Annotated in this window: 13 protein-coding genes; 4 read left to right on the top strand and 9 right to left on the bottom strand. The window is 56.2% G+C overall.

Going from position 1 to position 18,381, the window contains the following annotated elements:
- Nucleotides 1–82 precede the first annotated feature (82 nt).
- Nucleotides 83–670 carry an HNH endonuclease gene (locus LCM31_RS02245; protein WP_224867186.1) on the top strand — a complete coding sequence of 196 codons (588 nt, stop codon included), beginning with the start codon at nt 83–85 and terminating at the stop codon, nt 668–670.
- Nucleotides 671–736: 66 nt separating this feature from the next.
- The gene (locus LCM31_RS02240) at nt 737–2,548 is read left to right on the top strand and encodes an amidohydrolase (RefSeq protein WP_224867184.1); all 1,812 of its coding nucleotides are present in this window, start codon (nt 737–739) and stop codon (nt 2,546–2,548) included.
- Nucleotides 2,549–2,636: 88 nt separating this feature from the next.
- Here the strand turns inward: LCM31_RS02240 and LCM31_RS02235 are convergent, their stop codons facing one another.
- From LCM31_RS02235 to LCM31_RS02215, 5 genes are all read right to left on the bottom strand, one after another.
- Nucleotides 2,637–3,650 carry a D-alanine--D-alanine ligase gene (locus tag LCM31_RS02235; protein ID WP_224867182.1) on the bottom strand — a complete coding sequence of 338 codons (1,014 nt, stop codon included), beginning with the start codon at nt 3,648–3,650 and terminating at the stop codon, nt 2,637–2,639.
- Between the two features lie 28 nt (nt 3,651–3,678).
- Entirely contained in the window at nt 3,679–4,575 is an 897-nt protein-coding gene (gene mepA / locus LCM31_RS02230; protein WP_224867180.1) for a penicillin-insensitive murein endopeptidase, read from the bottom strand.
- A 133-nt stretch (nt 4,576–4,708) separates the two neighbouring features.
- Nucleotides 4,709–5,797, bottom strand: coding sequence for a histidinol-phosphate transaminase (gene hisC / locus LCM31_RS02225; protein ID WP_224867179.1), 1,089 nt, complete (start codon nt 5,795–5,797; stop codon nt 4,709–4,711).
- 115 nt (nt 5,798–5,912) lie between these two features.
- The gene (locus LCM31_RS02220) at nt 5,913–6,950 is read right to left on the bottom strand and encodes an FHA domain-containing protein (protein ID WP_077400692.1); all 1,038 of its coding nucleotides are present in this window, start codon (nt 6,948–6,950) and stop codon (nt 5,913–5,915) included.
- The gene (locus LCM31_RS02215) at nt 6,941–8,332 is read right to left on the bottom strand and encodes a S1C family serine protease (RefSeq protein ID WP_224867177.1); all 1,392 of its coding nucleotides are present in this window, start codon (nt 8,330–8,332) and stop codon (nt 6,941–6,943) included. The genes LCM31_RS02220 and LCM31_RS02215 overlap by 10 nt, the downstream gene beginning before the upstream one ends.
- Nucleotides 8,333–9,247: 915 nt before the next feature.
- Here LCM31_RS02215 and LCM31_RS02210 point away from each other — a divergent pair.
- On the top strand, nt 9,248–9,715 hold the full coding sequence (locus tag LCM31_RS02210; RefSeq protein ID WP_224867174.1) for a hypothetical protein: 468 nt from the start codon (nt 9,248–9,250) through the stop codon (nt 9,713–9,715).
- On the opposite strand, the gene LCM31_RS02205 is transcribed toward LCM31_RS02210, so the two are convergent.
- The 4 genes from LCM31_RS02205 to LCM31_RS02190 form a co-directional block, all read right to left on the bottom strand.
- Entirely contained in the window at nt 9,716–12,340 is a 2,625-nt protein-coding gene (locus tag LCM31_RS02205; RefSeq protein ID WP_224867172.1) for a serine/threonine-protein kinase, read from the bottom strand.
- A 35-nt stretch (nt 12,341–12,375) separates the two neighbouring features.
- The gene (locus tag LCM31_RS02200; protein WP_224867170.1) at nt 12,376–15,033 is read right to left on the bottom strand and encodes a serine/threonine-protein kinase; all 2,658 of its coding nucleotides are present in this window, start codon (nt 15,031–15,033) and stop codon (nt 12,376–12,378) included.
- 98 nt (nt 15,034–15,131) lie between these two features.
- On the bottom strand, nt 15,132–16,154 hold the full coding sequence (locus LCM31_RS02195) for an FHA domain-containing protein (protein ID WP_224867168.1): 1,023 nt from the start codon (nt 16,152–16,154) through the stop codon (nt 15,132–15,134).
- Between the two features lie 566 nt (nt 16,155–16,720).
- The gene (locus LCM31_RS02190; RefSeq protein ID WP_224867166.1) at nt 16,721–17,233 is read right to left on the bottom strand and encodes a MarR family winged helix-turn-helix transcriptional regulator; all 513 of its coding nucleotides are present in this window, start codon (nt 17,231–17,233) and stop codon (nt 16,721–16,723) included.
- A 496-nt stretch (nt 17,234–17,729) separates the two neighbouring features.
- Between LCM31_RS02190 and ectA the strand changes: the two genes are divergently transcribed.
- Nucleotides 17,730–18,344 carry a diaminobutyrate acetyltransferase gene (ectA, locus tag LCM31_RS02185; protein WP_224867164.1) on the top strand — a complete coding sequence of 205 codons (615 nt, stop codon included), beginning with the start codon at nt 17,730–17,732 and terminating at the stop codon, nt 18,342–18,344.
- Nucleotides 18,345–18,381 lie beyond the last annotated feature (37 nt).

The raw sequence follows: 18,381 nt of genomic DNA, 5'->3' as shown, positions 1-18,381 counted from the left end.
TCCTCATCCTGCAACAAAGCCCCGTCGGTATGCCCGCGGGGCTTTGTTGCTTTTCAGGCTCGCAAAAACGGGAGGTGAACGCGTGCAAGCACAAATCCTGAGGTTGAATCTCGCCGGGCAACCCCTGGAGTGGCTGAGCTGGGAGGAGGCCGCCTGCCTGTATGTACGGGAGCTGGTTACCTGGACCCTGGGTGGTGTCGTACAGACGGTGCACGGTGGTATTAACCGCCAGGGCGAGCGGTCCACTCTGGACTTGGCGGCCATTATTGCCTGTGGTGGTGATCGTATGGCGCGGCCACGCAATCGGCCGCCATTGAATAATCGTGCGCTGTTCGCCCGCGACCAGCACACCTGCCTGTACTGCGGTAGCTGGTTTCCGATACGTGACCTCACCCGAGATCACGTTCACCCGGTTTCCAAGGGCGGGCGCGACACCTGGGAGAATGTGGTTACCGCCTGCCGCCGCTGTAATCAACACAAGGGTAACCGGCTGCTGGAGCATATCGATATGGACTTGCTGGCCCTGCCATTTGTGCCCAACGCCGCGGAGTATCTGGCGTTAACTAATAGCGCGCGGATTCGCGGTGACCAGATGGAGTTTCTGCGCGGGCAGTTTTCGCGCAAACGGCAGGATGGATGGCTATCGGAAGCCCTACAACAGGTGAGTTAGCGAAAGTAGCTCCCGCAGACTTCTAAGCTTGCTACTAAGCGCATCGACTGAATAAGTGAATCTGTCATGAAAGTTTACCTGGGTATGCTGTTAGTGGTTTTTGTATTAACCGTGTGTGCAGCAGATGCTTCCGATACCCCAGCCAAGATCGCCGACACCATTTATACCGGCGGGCCAATCCTCACAATGGATGATAAGCAGCCCAAAGCAGACGCGGTGGCGGTAAAAGATGGAAGGATTATCGCGGTAGGCCGCCTGGCAGACCTAAAGAAATACAAAGGCCGTACCACGCAAGAATTCAATTTAAACGGTAGGGCGATGGTGCCCGGATTTGTGGATAGTCACGGTCATGTTGTATTTGGCGGCCTGCAGGCGCTTTCCGCGAACCTGCTTTCGCCGCCAGACGGCAAAGTGACGGATATTGCCTCGTTAAAGAGCACCCTCTCTCAATGGGCGAAAGACAATGCCGATGCTGTCGCCGCGACCAACATGATCATCGGCTTCGGGTATGACAACGCCCAGCTGAAGGAGCTGCGTCATCCTACGCGAGAGGATCTCGATGAAGTTTCACGGGATATCCCCATGCTTATTGTGCATCAGTCGGGGCATCTCGGAGTAGCGAATTCCAAGGCGCTGGAAATGGCGGGGATCAACAAGGGTTCCAAAGCACCCGCAGGTGGTGTTATCCAGCGCGATGAGAATGGTGAGCCGAACGGCGTACTGGAAGAATATGCCTTTTTCTCGGTGTTTTTGCCGCTGTTGGGCCAGCTGGGGGATGAGGGCCTGGTGACCTTTGCCCGCGCTGGTAGCAAGCTGTGGGCCAAGTTCGGCTATACCACGGGGCAGGACGGCCGTTCATCGGAGGCGGCGGTCAAGGCGCTGAAAAAAGCCGCCGCCGATGGCGATATTCTGATTGATGTGGTGGCCTTCCCGGATGTTCTGGAGGGGCGTGATTTTATCAAGCAGAGTATGTCCAGGGATTACGTGGATAACGTGCGGGTAGGCGGCTGCAAGCTGACAATCGACGGCTCACCGCAAGGATTTACCGCGCTGCGAGACCGCCCCTACTACGATCCGGTAGGTAAATACCCCAAAGGCTACAAGGGCTACTCGGCAATTACCCAGGAGCAGCTGCAAGACGCAGTCAACTGGTGCTTTGAACACGGCCTGCAGATTCTCGTACATTCCAATGGCGAAGGTGCGTCGGATATGTTGATCGCTGCGCTTAAAAAAGCGCGTGAAAAATATGGTGACCCCGGTAATCGTCCCGTGCTGATTCACGGTCAGTTTCAGCGTGAAGACCAGGTAGATAGCTTTAAAGAACTGGGAGTCTTTCAGTCGGTATTTCCCATGCACACTTTTTACTGGGGGGATTGGCATCGCAAGCATACGGTTGGGCCGAAAGCCGCAGAAAATATCTCTCCCACCGGATGGATTCGCAAGCGCGGCCTGATGTTTGGTACCCATCACGATGCGCCAGTGGCCTTTCCCAACAGTATGCGGGTGCTCGATGCCACGGTGAATCGCCGCACACGCTCGGGCTATATTCTCGGCCCCGAGCAGCGGGTCGATGTGAATACCGCGCTGAAGGCCATGACGATCTGGCCCGCGTGGCAGCACTTTGAAGAGGATGACAAAGGCTCAATCGAAGTGGGTAAATTGGCGGACTTCGTTGTGCTGTCGGAAGACCCAACAGCGGTTCCACCGGAGAAGCTTGCTGACCTCAAGGTGCTTAAGACGATCAAGAAGGATAAGGTTATTTTCGAGCGCAAACCTGGTGAGCCAAGCGCACGCCTGCAATATGCACCACTCTCCAATAGCCCCGAGGCCGCCCATCACGTATTGCACACTCTGTTCTCTGGACTGGCAGCAGATTAAGAAATAACGCAGTTTTACCCGGGAGTCATGGTGAGATGCCCGCCCGGGTTAAAGTCGTAAGGGTGAAGTGAGTATAAAGCTTGCCGGCTTAGTGCACCGCCGCCCGGATTAGTGCGCCCAGGTATTTCGAAAATTCATGCCCCTGATTTTTCAGCATCTTCGGAAACATCGAGATCGAGGTCATACCGGGGAAGGTATTCACTTCGTTCAGGTAGATCTCGCCTTCATCGGTGAGGAAGAAGTCGATGCGGGAAAGGTCTTTTAGCTGCAGGCCGACAAACGCGCGTCTCGATGCTTCGCGAATCCAGTTCAGTTGGCCCTCGGACAACCCTTCTGCTTCCACAAAGGTTTCTGCACGGCTGTCTTCTGCATACTTTTCGTCGTAGCTGTAGAAGGTGTCCGACGGCGCGCGCACTTCGCCCGGAGGTGTTACCACCAGTTCACCCTGGTATTCGTAGGCCGCAACTTCCAGCTCGCGCACATTCAGGCACTTTTCTACCAGCACGTAGGGGGAGAGTTTGAATGCGTCCTTCAATGCTTCATTGAGAGCTTCCGGAGTGCTCACCTGGTAGCAGCCCACCGATGAGCCCTGATTTGACGCTTTCACAAATACCGAGCCCCACTGGCTCAGTGCATCCTGGGCCTTGGCAAATTCCTCAGCGTTTTCGGCGCACAGAAACTGGTAGGGGGTATTGTCGATGCCCAGTGCGGTCAGCCACAGTTTGGTGGTGACCTTGTTGAAGCAGTTCTTGCTCGCCTCCGGGCCGCAGCCGTAATAGGGCAGGCCGAGAATTTCCAGTTGTGACTGCAGATCGCCGGTTTCACCGGGGTAGCCGTGGATGGCCGGGATTACATAGTCCACCGGTTGCGCGCTGCCACCGGCGTTGTACAGCAGTTTGTCCGAGCGCAGTTCGCGCAGCTGGCCGTCCGCATCGATAAAGCGGCCATCCGCATCCATGGTCACCCGCGTCAGCTTTAGCGCCGGGGACTTGGCCAACTCCTGTTGAATAAAGTCCGCGGTGCGCAGGGATACATCGTGTTCGCTGCTGCCGCCGCCGCAGATCAGCAGGACGTTGATGGGATTGGCAGACTCGTTTGTCATCGGTCTCTCATTTGTTTGTTGTCGTACGTTAGCGCTTACTTTCGCCAGCGGGCGCACTCAATACCTGGGCACACTGGGCGGGCATTGGTGGCTTCTCTGCCGGTTTTTCCGGCTCTTTAGACGGCGGTCGGTTAAGGATGGCGTAAAACTCGTCGCTAAACCACCAGTCCAGACCACCGCCACAAGGGTCGCCCTTAACCTTCGCCTGCGGTTTGCAGCTGTTGTCCCCGGGCGGGCAATTCAGGCGTACATGAAAGTGATAGTTGTGTCCCCACCAGGGGCGCACCTTGCGCAGCCATTCGTTATCGCTCCCTGCAATATCGCACATTTTCCGCTTGATGGTGGGGTGTACGAAGATGCGCGCGACACGGGGGTCTTCCGAGGCGAGGCGCACGATACCCGGGATGCGCTCATCCCAGTTTTTTTCCAGCAAAACATGCTTTTTGGCATCGGCTATGGGGATGGCGGCGATATTGTCGCGCTCCCAGGGAGACAGCGGGCGCTCGGCAGCGCGGTGGTCCTGGGAAAACCAGATGTCGGCATCCAACCCCATCTGGTGGCTGGTGTGACCGCTGCTGAAGGGCCCACCGCGAGCCATGGACATATCCCCAATCTGCAGGCGCCCGAGATTGTTCTTTTCCACATTGCTGGAAAAGTCCTTGAGGAATTTCACCAGATACGGATTGCCGTAGTGACGATCGCGCCCGGTGCGCACCAGTTGGAAGCCGTCGCCGCGCAGGGGCATCTGTTCGGCGCCACTCAGGCAGCCATTGGTGTAGGCGCCGATGCTCTCCGGAGACTGCTTGGAAGGGGCTTTCACATCCTCCCACGGATTTTGCGCGGATACGTCCGTTGCTGCGAGCAGCAGGCTCAGGGGCAGGGCGGCGATAAGAAGTCGGGCGGAGAGTGATTTGGTCAGCGGCATAACAACGGCGGATGCGTCCGGTTGAGGCTCAAAGTGGGGCCGGTTTAGGCATTAGTGCTCGGGGAATTATAGAGGTTCCCCAAGCCGCTTCTGTGGACGCATCCGCTATTGTGGAAAATGGCGACGTGGGCGCTTACAGCAGAATTTCCTGGCAAGCGCTCACCAGTACTTGCATCTCTTCATCGGTGCCGATGCTGATACGCAAGTACTCACTAATCCGCGGCTTGTTGAAATAGCGCACGATGATGTTGCGCTCGCGCAGGGCGAGAAACAGCGCCTCGGCAGAAGTCTTCGTCGGCTTGGCGAAGATAAAGTTCGCTGTGGATGGGACTATGTCGAAGCCCAGCTCAGACAGTTGTTCACAGGTCCACTCGCGGGTGGCGATAACCTTGGCGCAGTTATCCGCCAGCCACGCGCGGTCGGCGATCGCTGCGGTGGCCACCTTCTGCGCAATCCCGTCGATGGGGTAGGAATTGAAGGAATTCTTCGCCCGGTTCAGTCCCTCGATCAGGTGTGCCTGCCCCATGGCATAGCCCAGGCGCAAACCGGCCAGTGCGTGGGATTTCGACAGGGTGTGGATAACCAGCAGGTTGGGGTAGCGGTCGATCAGGCTCACCGCACTTTCGCCACCGAAATCGATATAGGCCTCGTCGATAACGACCACCCGCTCCGGGTGCAGCTGCAACAGCTTTTCGATTTCTGCCAGTGGCAGGTAGCGGCCGGTGGGCGCGTTGGGGTTGGGAATAATCACCCCGCCGGCGTTCGCTACCGCATAATCCTCGACGCCGATGGAGAAGTCCTCGCGCAGGGGCAGGGAGCGGGATTCAATACCGTAGAACTGGCAGTACACCGGGTAAAAGCTGTAGGTGATATCCGGGAACAGCAGTGGTTCCGGGCGCTGGAAGAAACTGTAGAAGGCGTGTGCCAGTACCTCGTCGGAGCCGTTGCCGACGAATACCTGCTCGGGAGCAAGGTCGAACTCCGCGGCGATGGTTTCGCGCAGCTGGGTAGATTCCGGGTCCGGGTACAGGCGCAGATGTGCGGCCAGGCCGTCTTCCTGCAGTACCGCCTGTGCCTTGGGCGAGGGCGGGTAGGGGCTCTCGTTGGTGTTGAGCTTGATCAGGCGCTCGGTGCTCTTGGGCTGTTCGCCGGGCACGTATGGCTTCAGCTGGGCAACAGCCGGGCTCCAGAATACGCTCTGTTCGGTGGTGGACTCGGTCATGGCATCTACTCCTGATTCGCGCCGCTACGGCGTCGGCGCGGGGGAGATTTTATGCGTTCGCGGCACAGAGTTCGACCGTGTGTTGATAATTAGCCGTGGCCAATAACCTGCCTGCTCATTCGCCTTCGGCGCTCGCCGGTGTTTTTGACTCGGTGCTTTTCTCGGCCTTTTTATCGTCCTTATCCTTTTTGATGGGGATATCGAACAGGGCCGGAGTAGCCGCGAGGAACTCGTCCATAGGCACCGGCTTGCGCCACAGCAGGGTCTTTGACTTCAGTTCCTTGGACACTTCCGGTGAGCCACTGAACTCGTCCATGCGGCCAATTTCCACCGCGGCCAGAAAGCCGAGGAAACACCAGGGCAGCACAATGGAGGCCACTAGGCGCCAGTGCGGCGCAATATTCAGGGCCAGATAGGCCGCGCACCACAGCATCACCGGCAGGATCACCGCCAGCGCCAGGATGTTGAGCAACGGTATCGCATGGTGAATGGAATAGTTGAAATTGAGCAGCGAGCCGAACCACTGCCAGGCGGCGTACACCAGGGCCGCCGTAGCGGCGATAGAAAAGTGGGCGAGGAAGTGCGATTCGTGCTTCACCACCTTGCCGATAAATGCCCAGGCGGCTGCGTATATCAGCAGGCCGAAGATCACATCGGTCAGCACTTCCACCACGCGGGTCCAGGGGAATTCGCTGGTGCTGCCGAGGAACGCCAGCCACAGGCTGATACCGGCGACCAGCAGGCACAGCAGCGTGGCGACCAGTGGCGTCGCCAGGCGGTCGAACACGTTTTCCGCCGAATGCAGCGGAATGGCCGGCGATACGCTCATGGCGGAATCGATAAAGCGCACCCGGCTCTTGCCCAGCTGTACCTCATCGCCGCACTGGATTTGGTAGGCATCCACATCCATCGGCTTGACCGACTTGTCGCGGAAATTGCGCATCAGGCGCATGCCGTTGAGGCTCTTCAGGTCGTGCAGGACGTAACAGCCGTCGTCGTCCTTCAGTACTTCTGCGTGCACCGGGTCCACATGCGGGTCTTCCAGCATCACCTCGTTGCTGTAGCAGCGGCCGAGGGTCGCGCGGTCACCCTCCATCCGGAAGCGGTTACACACCCGGTGGGCACGATCTATGGTCTCAATAATCAGTGCCATTGGATTTCGCTCACAAACTTCTGGGTAAAGGCGGTGGCCGATTCCTGGGTGAACCCGGAAAGGGTGAAGTGGCTCACCAGCGCGCGGTTTTCATGGTCCACGGTGAGGCTCACAAAGAACACATCGAACAGGTCCGGGAAATTCTTGTAGCGGCGCACGCAGTAGGTGGTACGGGCAATCACCGGCTCATGGTTGCCATTGGCCTTGGGTGGTTTCTGTTCGTCACCGCCGGCTTCCTTGTCACCTTCCTTATCCGCGCCATTGGTTTTGGCGGCATTGCCATTGCGCGGCTGGGTGGTGAACTGCTGTTTGCAGTTAAAGTCGGTGACATCCTCTTCACTGGCGCTGTTACCGGGGAAGAAGCCGCTCATGTTTTCTTCATAGGCCGCGTAAAAGCGCGACGACAGGAAGTCGTCTTCGGATTCCAGCCAGAAGAATTCGTATTCCACCCGCCCGGTGTCGAAGTCTTCCGACAGGTACACCACATCCTGCCCGGTACAGCCCTTGGCCACCTGTTTGATCATCTCGTCTTCGTCGTCGCTGGTATTCCCCCAGCACTGGATCGACGGCACGATTTCCCCCACCACCATGGCGTCGCCCAGTGGGCGCAGCTTCCAGTCCGCGCCGAGTATCTCGTCGATAATGCGCTGCTGATTCTTGTGCAGCTGGCGGTCGATGATCGGTTGCAGTTCCGGGGTGCCGTTGCCGTTCTTCAGGTCGTTTTTGAAGTCTTCCAGCAGGTTGATGAGCTTGTCCACCGGCACCAGGAAGCTGATCTGGTTACCGGCGGTGGCCACATTGATACCTACCACCTCGCCATTGCGATTGATCACCGGGCCGCCGCTCATGCCGGGGTTGATGGAGCCGGAGAAATGGATGCGGTCGTAAAAGCTGCCGCTGGCGATCCCGTTATAGGTGCCGGGCACAATGGTCATACCCAGGTCCAGCGGGTTGCCCATGGAGACAATGGTTTCACCGCGGCTCGGTGGCTGTTGTGCCAGCCGCAGGTAATCCGGCCCCGGTTCGCCTTTTTGTCGCAGAATCGCCAGGTCATTGATGACATCCACATCCAGCAATTCCAGGTCACCTTCCTTGCCATCCACCGACAGATACTTGAGCGCGTACTTGTCTTCATCGTGTACCGCCGCGGATACCACGTGGTAGTTGGTGGCAATCAAACCATCGCTGGAAATCTGAAAGCCGGAGCCGAGGCCGGATTTGGAATTGGAGGAGAGTTCGATCAGGCGGATCTGGTACAGGCTGCCGCGGTAATCGCTGTACAGCTGTTCGTAACTTTGTGCCTGGCTGAAGCTGCCATATAAGAGCAGCGAGAAGACAGCCAGGTAGCTCAGCAGATTCAGGCGCGTAAACATTCTCGGCATTGTGGATAAATCAGCGCTGTTTAATTTATGGGCGAAATGACCGCCGAGTTTACGGGAAGGCCCGGTGCCCAACAAGCAAGCAACAGGCGCCACACAGGGGGCCCGCGAAGCGCGGGCACCGATTTCACAGTGTAGTGAATGGTTTCACATTACGCGGTGCTTCCATGTGCCCCGTTCGCCTACGCAGTTTCAGCAAGAGGCACAGAGTTCTACAGGCCGCATAATTGCTTAATTTGTAGTTTAAATCCGCGCCAAATTGGCGCGACGCAATTGTCGTGTAATTTCGTGTAATGGCGTGTGATCGACCTGTAATAGAGAAATCCGTAAATTTCACCTCAAGGTTGAAGGGGACGCGATGCCCGGCCCTCACAGGAGCCGCGGCAAGGTGGATTGCAGACACCCTGTTTCCGGTGTCCGTTAAGGAAAACGGATCTACGGATAAGGATTATCGGGTTGCTCAGGATGAGCACCCGTCATCGGCAAGCAGTACAGCGCCTTTCAACCATTTCGCCAATGGATTGGTAGTTGACCGTCACCACAGAGCCTAATTTGGCGGCGGTCAGCAATTCAGGAAGACTTCAGCGCAAGCTGAACCGTCAGGCCGGCCCGGTAACCACAGAGCCTAGGAAGCCGGGATTGTGGAAGGGCCTGACAGAGGCACGGATGCCTCATTTCGCTCTTGATAGTGTTGTTGTAACCGTAGATGGCTGGGACCATCTTTTTACTACCGGCAGTAAGCGTGCTTACTGCCGGTTTTTTTTGCTCAAAATTTGATGGAATTACCTGCGTCGGTTGCATTAAGCTATGTGACTCAGTTCTCACTCTGAGTCTGTGTTTGTAATTCAATTATTTCAAGACCAACGATCACCCTGGGCGGTTTGCAGGGATTACAGTCAAAACGTACAGGATAGAAAAATGACAGAAGCAGTTGAACTTGTTGAATCGACGGTTACAGTGCCGGCGAAAGGTGACATTACCGCAGAATTTACTCTTGAGCCCACTGGTGCAGATCAGTTATGGATTCTCAAGGATTCTAACGGTTTGGAGTTCGATACTTTCCATATTGTATTTGAAGGGGTAAGTTCTGGAGGCACCAGCAACTCCGGCAAGGCGACTTTGCTAATTTCACTGGTTAATACCACCTTGGAATTTGCTAAACAGCCGGGCAAGTATGACGGTATCGATACCTACGATAACGACAATGACGGTCTCGGCGCGATCCAGAAGTGCAAGGTCAAGAATCAGGCCCCACAGGTTCTGGAGATTGAGTTAAAGGCGAATAAGCAGACGCCGAATGGCTTTTCATTTAAGTGGGTTGCTGAAAATTCATCGGAAGGTACGGTTTATTCTGCAGATCCCAAGATGCGTGCAGAGCCTCAGTAATCAAGTGCATATGGTGACTTTTACTTCTTGAGATACTATGGGCTGGGTGCACAGGCTTTGGAATGCCGGTAGAGCAAACCAGTCTGCATCCATGCCCTGGCCGATTAATTGCTTTATATACAGATCTGCAGATCTAAATTCTCTTGCAAGAGAATACACCTGTGAGGCGGTATATTTTACATAGGTGTCATTCGGCGCTTCTTGCAGTAGTTCGTGGACTAAAGCGATAGCTTTGGTTGCGTCCTCTAAATTTGCATGCGCTAGAGCCTTGTACATTCTAGCTTCTAGGCTCTCTTCATTTTGTGTCAGTTCGAGAATTTTTCCATACTCACTTTCGGCTTCAGGTGTTCTTCCTAGCATAATATATGATTCTGCGATCAAGCCGACGGTGGGTATGTCGTCTGGTATTTTTTGAAGTACAAGGTTAGCAGTTTCAAGTGCTTTGTAATATTTGCGCTGCAGAAAATATGCACCAGCGAGATTTGATAAAACTCTCCAGTTTCGCAGCTTGGATGGGATTTTGGTTATAGTTTCCTCTCCCTTTAGATATTCGCCTTTTTCAATTTTTATCGCGCCAAGTAACCCATAGGATGGCCAGTGTCTAGGGTGTTTGGCTATATTTCTAGCTAGTTCTTGTTCCGCATTGTCATATTTCCCTGCGCCCCATTCATTTAGTGCTATTAGATAATAATTCTGAGTGGATGGATTCAATTTTGCTGCGTTGTTTGCGAACTCTACACCTTCTTCGTATTTTCCTTGTAGGTATAAAAATCGTGAATAATTTCTCTGTATTTCAGCAGATGGGAAGTCGAACTTGTAAGAATCCTTGATTAGTTTTTCAAAGTTTTCTGGGTCTGAATTGTATGAGTTTAGCCACAGGTCCATTTCCAGCAAAAATAAACCGTTAATGTTCTTAATCTTTCCCCTGTCAATGATTGAGGTTCCAGCTTGGAGGAATTCTTTTTTGTCCGTTTTGACATACAATGTCGTGGCTACACTTACATACGTTCTGTAAAGATTGATGTTCTCTGGGTGGGTACCTATGAGCTTTTCTAACCACTTCAAATCGTCTTGATTAACATTCTTCTGGTCAACCCTTGCGGTGATTTCTAGATATTTCTCATAGTCATTCGTGTCTAATGTTCTGTGGTTGAGTAGTATATTTGTATATTTGGTTGGGAATAACTGGGGAATGGTGTTCGTGATACGGTATGCAGCTTCTTGGCTGTTTTCCGTCAAAAAGGGAAAGCTGATTTGCTGAAGAATTTGTTCTTTCTGAGGCGTTATTCTCTGAAGCTCAATATTGCACCGAGCTAGAGTACATTCAAGTCGTGCAAGTAACGCATCTGTCGCCCCTTTGTCTCGCAGTGCCTGCAAATTTTCTTCAAATGTCTGACCCTCTGTAGGTTCGAAACTAACAAGCGCACTCGCTTTCAATTGCGAAACCGAATTCATCAACGCTTGCCGCACCATGGTCTTGGTCAGCGCCTTGGCATTCTCTTCCCCGCGAATTTCCCCGTGTATTTCCACCGGCATCACCGCAATATACTGTGGCTCCAGTCGGGTAAATTCCTTCCAGCCCCAGTAGCTTCCCGCCCCCAGTATCAGAGTCGCGGCAACACCGGCTACCACCCGCTGCCAACGTCGGCGACTTTTGACTTTCTGTTGGGTAAACAGGTCAGTCAGAGTGGCGGTGAAATCCTCCGCTTCCGCTTCCATTCCCTGTTTATGCAGCAGCGCAAAGCCCTGATACACAATTTGCGCGTTTTCCGGGCGCTGCGCGGGTTCTTTGGCGAGAAGCTTGTCCAGCAGTACCGCTAAAGGCTCGGGAATATTGGGCCACGCCTGTTGCGGCGGGATATGCGGTTCGTTGGTAATGCGGTTGGCCATGGCCAGCGCACCGGCTTCGTGTTTTTCAAATGGACGGCTGCCGCACAGTAGCTCATAGGCAATGGCGCCCAAGCTAAACAGATCGCTGCGCGCGGTGAGGGTTTTGCCGAGGATCTGCTCCGGCGACATGGCGGTGATGGTGCCGGCCAGCTGGTTTTCCGCGGTGAGGGTTTTCTCGTCCAGCTGTTGGGATTTGGCGATGCCGAAATCGGTGATCTTGGCTACCGGCTCGCCCTTGGCGTTTTCCGCGATCAGGATATTGTCGGCCTTGAGGTCGCGGTGGATGATGCCGAGGTCGTGGGCCTGCTGCAGGCCGAGGCAGATCTGCATTAGCAGGCTGAGCTTCTGTTGCAGGCTGGGGCCGCGCTCGCGCATCCACGCGCGCAGTGTGGTGCCCTCGATATATTCCATTACCAAAGCGACGCTGGTGTCGTTGCCGGCGGTGTCTTCCAGCACATCGTGCAGGGCGACAATATTGGGGTGGTTGAGCTGGGCGAGCAGGCGGGCTTCCTGCTGGATGCGCTCGCGGGCATTCTGGCTGGCGATATCGTCGCGGAGCTTCTTAACCGCTACTTTGCGGTGTAGCTTCAGGTCTTCCGCGAGGTAGACAACTCCCATGCCGCCCGCACCTAGCGTGCTAAGTACACGGTAGCGGTCGCTGCCTAACTGTGGGGTTTCCTGGGTAGCATCGGTTGCGTTGTTTTTTTGTACAACCTCGGGGTCTGCAATATCCATCTGCTTCGCTTCATTGTGTGGTTGAGCCGAACCCGCTACTCCTGGGTCCCATTGAGGGCAAGCTGGGAATTGCCCTTCTTTTTATTTGTTCCCTTGCCGCCACAGAGACCCGGATATTGCTGTCGCAGGTCGTTGAAGCTGGGGATAGTGCAGATTTTGGCAAACCGCGGCGTGTAATACCAGATGGGGGATATCCCATGCTCCAGGGTTTTGCGCATATGCGCCTTCGTGGAGAGCAGGTCTCCGGTGGTGATATACACCTGTGCGCGCAGGTAATTGGTATATAGATCGTCCGGCGCGTCGCGGCGGATCTTGATCAGGTTCTCTACCGCTTTCTCCGGTTGGCCGAGTTCGGCATAGGCGCGGGCCTGCATCAATAGCCCTTCCCAGTCGTCGCGGTCACGGGAGACGCGCAGTGCGCGGCGGGCAAAGTTCAGCGCGGTTTTGTGTTCCTTGAGCTCGTAGGCAATTTCCGCCTGATATAGATAGGCTTCGGCATCTTTGGGGGAGAGCTGGTTGACGCGGTCGAAGCAGCCGCGGGCCTCGCCGTACTGTTTTTCGATGTAGTAGGCCAGACACAGGTTATACAGGTCCAGCGGGCCAATGCTGTCCACGCCGGCCTCGGACAGCAGGCGCACGGTTTCCCCTGTTTCCCCCAAATCCAGCTGGTTGCTGGCGAGCAGCGATATCGCCGCGATGTGGTCGCCATTCAGTGCGATGGCTTCGAGCAGGGTCTGGTTGGCCGAGGTCATATCGCCGCCGCGGGTCTCCGCCAGGGCTTTCTGGATCAGGTAGCCGTAACTGGTGCGCAGTTGCAGCGCCTTGTTAATTTCCTGCAGGGCCTGGTCGTAGTTGCCGCGCTGTTCCTGATACATGGCGCTCAGCTGGTAGTAGCTGGCCTTGTCCGGCAGGATCAGCTCCAGACGCGCGAGCAGCGCTTCCGCGCGGCCCGGGTCATTAGCATGAATGGCCAGGCGCAGTTCGCTGATCAGCAGTTGGGGCGTATTTGCCAATGATGCCGGCGCGCGCTGTAAAAAGCCCTGCAGGCGGTCGACGGCCTCGGCGGCGCGGCTGTTGAGGTCGTGGTCAATTACGATATGCGCGTAGAGCTCATACAGTGGTGCAAAGTTGCTCGCCTTCTGCTGCAGCGCGTCCATTTCGTCTAGCAGCTCGGGCTGGTGCAGTTCGTCGGCACGGCGCTCGTAAATCTCCAGGTAGCGCTGATAATCCTCGGCGCTGATATGCAGAGCCTGGTCGGCACCGCTGGCAGGGAAGTTGGGCAGTAGGTTGTTGAGCTGGTGCAGTGTTCGCGCACGGCTTTCCAATCCCTCGTCCAGTGCCAGGCGCGTGCTGCGGTTGCCGATCACTGCCAGCGATTTGCTGTCGAGCAGCTCCATGGAGAGCTCGCAGCTGTGGCGGATGCAATCCAGGGTGGGGACCAGCAGCAGGTCGGCATTGAGGCTCTTTGCCTGTGCGGCAATGGGCTGGCCGTGCAACTTGTGGGATTCCGCAAAGGAAATCAGGTTGAGCCCCGTGCGGTTAGACAGCCCCTGTTTGAGGGCGCTGTGCACATTGTTGAGCAGCAGGCGCTGTTCGCGCGAGATGCCCTCGTCTTCGTGGCTGTCTTCAACCTCGAGCACGGCAATGTATTGGTTCTGTATGCGGTCTTCTGCTGTGGGCAGCCAGTCCATTGATGACCCGGCAAACAGGGCGGCAGCACCCAGCGCGCCACCCACGACAATACCAGTGGCAATTTGCAGGCGGCGCCAGAGCGGGAATTTCTCCACAGTGTGCTGGTAAAAAGTATCCGCCGAGATAGTGGCGGTCAGGCTGTGGGTGCGGGTAAAGCTGGTATTGCTGCCGCGCAACTGGGAGAGCAGGGCTTCCAGTTCGGTGGCCACCGCAGCCGCGTTGATCGGGCGCTGCTCGGGCTTCTTCGCCAGCAACAGGTCCAGCAGCTGGCACAGCTGCGGCGGCAGTTCGGGGGCGAGACGCGCGGGCGGCACATGCGGTTGCTTTACGATACGGTCGGCAACCACATAGGGGCTGTTGTCATCGCCAAACGGGCTCTGCCCACACAGCAGGCGGTAGGCGAGTACCCCGAGAGAGAAGAGATCGCTGCGGTTGTCGAGGGGTTTGCCCTGGGCCTGTTCCGGCGACATGGCGCCCCAGCTCCCGGCCACATGCTGTTCCCGGGTGAGGTCACTGTCTTCCTGCCAGTTTTTGGCAATACCGAAGTCGGTAATCTTGATGGTGCCGCCGTTGTCCACCAGGATGTTTTCGGCCTTCAGGTCCCGGTGAATAATGCCGGCGCTGTGCGCGCGGGTGAGGCCGCTGCAGATTTGTTTGATCAGCTGCAGTTTCTGGATCAGGTCCGGCGAGCGTTCTCTTTGCCAGCGGTCGAGGCTGCAGCCATCGACATATTCCATTACCAGTGCGATGCCATTGTCTGTGTCTACCACATCGTAGAGCTGGACAATGTTGCTGTGGTTGAGCTGGGCGAGCAGCAGCGCCTCGCGGCGGATGCGTTCGTCGGCGTTACTGCTGTTGGGGTTGCGCAGCAGTTTTTTGATCGCCACCTGGCGGTTGAGGCGTTCGTCGGTGGCCAGGTAAACCACGCCCATGCCGCCGGACCCGAGTCTGGCGGTGGCGTGGTAACGGCCGATATAAAACGGTAACTGCTCAGATTGCATGTGATGACTGCGGTAAACAAACCTACGGGAAAAACCGCCGTCCGTGGATTCCAACTTGCTCCCTGCAAGGCGTCCTCTGTTTGAGGCTGGGCCGGCGATCAGGCCGGCGTCGGGTCGCTCTCCTGTGCAGGCTCTTTTGCAAGAGGGTATTCACCGGTAGACGCTTCCAGCTCTTCCCTCTGGGAGCCTTTGAAAATATCCAGCTGGGTACAGCCGAGGCGCATTTCATAGGCGCGGCGCTCTACCAGCTGTGAGGTATCAATGGCATCCGGTAGGCTGTCGGCGATCTGTTTGCGCGCGCGAAAAATCTGCGTGTTCAGGTGGTTGATGGTGATGCCCAGCTCGCGGGTGGCGAGGTCCACCGCAACCCAGCCCTGGTCGGCGGGGTCGACGCCGCGCTTGATATCGCTGATGCGCGCACGGGCCAGGTAAAGCAGTAGGTAGTTGTGCGAGCGCGCCGGCAAGTCCTGCTTCATATCGTCCTTCACCAGTTGCAGTTGCACATGTTCCTCGTGATGGCTCACGGTATAGCGCAGGCGGAAGTCGGCGATACACAGGCTTTTGAGGGAGAGCTCGGTGGTGGTGCCCTGGCTGTTGCCAAGGAACAGTTGCCAGCTGTTGCGCACACAATCGACGCGCGCACCGTGGCTTACCACTTTGGCGCTATCGCTGTTATCTTCGCAACCCAGAATCTCGTAAATCCAAACCCCATTGGTGGGGTTGAAGTGCAGGCTGGCGATGGGGTCGTGTTCGTCCGGCAGCAGGTGGTAGGACTCGAGAGTGGTGGCTTCGCCGGTTTCCAGGTCGATCAGCAGATTTTCCGGTGGGTCGAGGCTTTCTACTTTCCACTCGGAGTTGCTGGCGCGGCCAAAGGTGATCTTGTCGCCCAGCTGCAGCTGCTGGTTTTTTGCCGGGATCAGTTGCTGGCCATTGACCCAGGTACCGTTACGGCTGACGTCGCGAATGATCCAGTGGCTGCCAGTCCACTGGATGGCGGCATGAATACCGGAAATTTCCGGCAAGGTGATACGTGTGTCCGCGACACCCTGGCGACGGCCAACGGTGTGATGCGCCAACAGGTAGACGGGTTGATCCCGGTCCGGGTGCTGCAAGCAAGCCATGATTCGTCCTTTCCCCAAGAAAGCTGCACAAAAAACGGCTGAAGCGAGGCCGCCAAAACGGCTGCGGTTGCCGAAAATCTGAACAGAAATTGCAAGACAGGACTGCCGGAATTTGTTGTGCCGGGCACGACCTTGTGCGCAGTTGGGCGAGGGCATTTGCCACTCTGTTTTTTAAGCCCGGGGGCCGTCGCGGGTATAGACAATCAGAACGACCTACGGAAAGGGTGTACCTGTCCGAAGCGTTGTCGTCTATCGATATACGAAAGTATTGCGGATTCGTTTGTTTTCGCCGCGACAGCTGTTCGCCGCTGTCTTGTATTGGTGATCACAAGTCTGCCGCTGACATCTTCCTAGCCAACAGGCATGCGCCCACCATAGTGTTGCACCGACAGTTATACCCGACTGCGGTTTGAATGCAACGACTTGCGGGGGAAATTCGGGGAAATAGCGAGGAAGTTGCACGGCCGTACAACTTCGGGGTGTAACTTTGCGTTTCACGCGTACTTCTTGCGATAGCGGGTCAGGCGAAGATTGTGCGCGAGGATGGTCAGGCCCCCCCCCCCTCGTCAGCTTGCCTTGTCGCCACTAGGGGGTGTCTTGCGGCTGTCCTTCCTGTCGAGCTCGCCGACATCCAGTACCGGGGATGCGTCGATATGTTCGGCGTCCATCATGAGTGCGACACGCTGCAATGCCGAAATAATCATCGATTGTTCCCACTCCCGCAGGTCGCGAAACTGCTTTACAAAGTGCTCCTGTAGCGGGGTTGGGGCATCGCGAATAATGTCTGCGCCGGCGTCGGTAAGGTAGGCGTGCACCTTGCGTTTATCCTCTGATGAGCGCTCGCGGTAGACCAGGCCGCGTTTCTCAAGTCGATCGAGGATGGTAGTGACGGTGGCCTGGCTCAGGCTGATTTCCTTGGCCAGGGCGCCGATGGTGACCTGGCCCTGTTCGCGAATCGCTTGTAATAGCAGTAATTGTGGCGCCGTAAGCCCGGCCGTCTTGACCAGCTGCTTGGAGTGCAGGTCAGTGGCGCGGATCAGGCGTCGCAGGGTAATCAGTACTTCTTCAATCTTGTCCATCAGCAGTGGGCTCTCGAATTCGTGTCGGCTTAGGCCTATTCACTCGCGCCCGATTTTGGGTTTTGCGTCAGGATTGTCAATTGCTTCGTGCCTGAATGTGTCATCTATCGTCGGCTCTATCCGCTCTTCCGCCCCCGTTGACTGGCCTCTAGTTGAATCTTGTGCCGGCAAATTGGCTTTGTTGTTAAGTCTCTCTGTGCGCCCCTTTGTTGTGCGCAAACCCTTTGTTGGTGCGGGTTTCGCACGATTGCGGGGCGCCGCCGGGATGTCGAAGCTGGCTATAAACTGGTCAGCTTGCATGCGGCTTGGTCTTGCGCCACAAAGATTGCTTAGAGTACTATGGATTTAAATGTTTAGAGTAGTAAATATTTTTCTCGGCTTCGAACCAAATTCTGGTCTAAATCGACGTTAGGCTGAAACTTTTCGGCGCCCTGCCAGGGGTTCAATATTGCTGTAATAATTTGATGACTAAATATCGGTTTTGGAAGGAATTGGTTTGAGCGCTGCACGCGAACAAGAAGAAGACGACTCGAATGGGGACAATTTGCATCCGGTGCAGCCGCAACAGGCTAGTCAGGCGCCGGATACCGCACCTAATGGGGGCGAGGTTCAACTGCGCCTCCCGGTCAGCGAAGATGGTACCAGTGTTCACCAGTTGATTGAAAATTGCCCGCCTCTCGACACCAACTCTCTCTATTGCAACCTGCTGCAGGCCAGTCACTTTGCCGCCACCAGTGTGGCCGCTGAGCGCAATGGCGCGTTAGTGGGGTTTATCTCTGGCTATATCATTCCCGACCGTCCAGACACCCTGTTCATCTGGCAGGTGGCGGTGGCCGAAGGCGGGCGTGGTATGGGCCTCGCCGGCCGCATGCTGCGCGAGATATTGGCCCGTCCAGCCTGTCGCGGGGTCAGCCACCTCGAAACCACCATCACTCCGGACAATGAAGCTTCGTGGGCATTGTTCCGCGGTTTCGCTCGCAAGCTTGGAGCGGCATGTGCGGACACCGTGATGTTTGACCGTGAGCGTCATTTCAACGGCCAGCACGACAGCGAGCTGCTCGTGCGAATCGGGCCATTTTCCCCAGTAGGGCATCAGCGCAACACCGACTGAGTCGCTCCCGCAACGGTCTGAATCCTATTTCCATTGT

This window comes from Microbulbifer agarilyticus (assembly GCF_020171345.1).
GTDB classification, from domain to species: Bacteria; Pseudomonadota; Gammaproteobacteria; order Pseudomonadales; family Cellvibrionaceae; genus Microbulbifer; species Microbulbifer agarilyticus_D.
The sequence above is the reverse complement of the archived record's forward strand: the minus strand, read 5'-3'. Positions and strand labels throughout refer to the sequence as shown.